The 829-nt window shown below is 59.1% G+C and carries 1 protein-coding gene; it reads left to right on the top strand.

All coding sequences use genetic code 11. The features are described from left to right. Positions 1 to 829, top strand: an 829-nt coding sequence (locus tag PVA39_RS23195) for a Calx-beta domain-containing protein (protein ID WP_274126066.1), incomplete at both ends; no start/stop codon positions are given.

Genomic DNA, 829 nt, shown 5'->3' with positions numbered 1-829 from the left:
AGCGAGCCCACTGAAACCTTCAGCCTTACCGTTGGCGGCAAAACCGGTACTGCGACCATCATCGACAACGATGCGGCGCCGACTGTCGGCAGCGTCAGTACTGCTGTGGACAGCAGCGGTGGCCAGATAGATGAAGGCGACAACGCTGTCTTCACCATCAGCCTCACCAACGCCAGCAGCACGGCAACCACCTTCAGCCTGTCGCTGAACGCTGGCACGGCCACCGCCGGTAGCGACTACAACGGAACGCTTACCAACCAGAGCTTCAGCAATGGAGTGACCTACAACGCTGCAAACGGCACAGTAACCGTGCCTGCGGGTGTAACCAGCTTTACCGTCACGGTGCCTACCATTGACGATACCGTCAGTGAGCCTACTGAGACCTTTAGCCTTACCGTTGGCGGGAAGACCGGCACGGCAACCATCATCGACAACGATGCCGCGCCGACTATTGGCTCTGTAAGTTCGGCGGTTGATAGCGCCGGCGGCAAGGTCGATGAAGGCGACAATGCTATCTTCACCGTCAACCTCACCAATGCCAGCAGCACGCCGACTACCTTCAGCCTCGCGCTGAATGCCGGTACTGCCACTGCTGGCAGTGATTACAACGGCACCCTGACCAACCAGAGCTTCAGTAATGGCGTGACTTATAACGCCGCAAATGGAACCGTTACCGTTCCAGCCGGCGTGACCAGCTTCGCCGTCACCGTGCCGACCATCGATGACACCGTCAGCGAGCCCACTGAAACCTTCAGCCTTACCGTTGGCGGCAAAACCGGTACTGCGACCATCATCGACAACGATGCGGCGCCGACTGTCGGCAGCGTCA

Origin of the sequence: Pseudomonas sp. CNPSo 3701 (assembly GCF_028674975.1) — a bacterium.
Classification (GTDB): Bacteria; Pseudomonadota; Gammaproteobacteria; order Pseudomonadales; family Pseudomonadaceae; genus Aquipseudomonas; species Aquipseudomonas straminea.
This window is presented reverse-complemented; position numbering and strand designations above follow the sequence as displayed.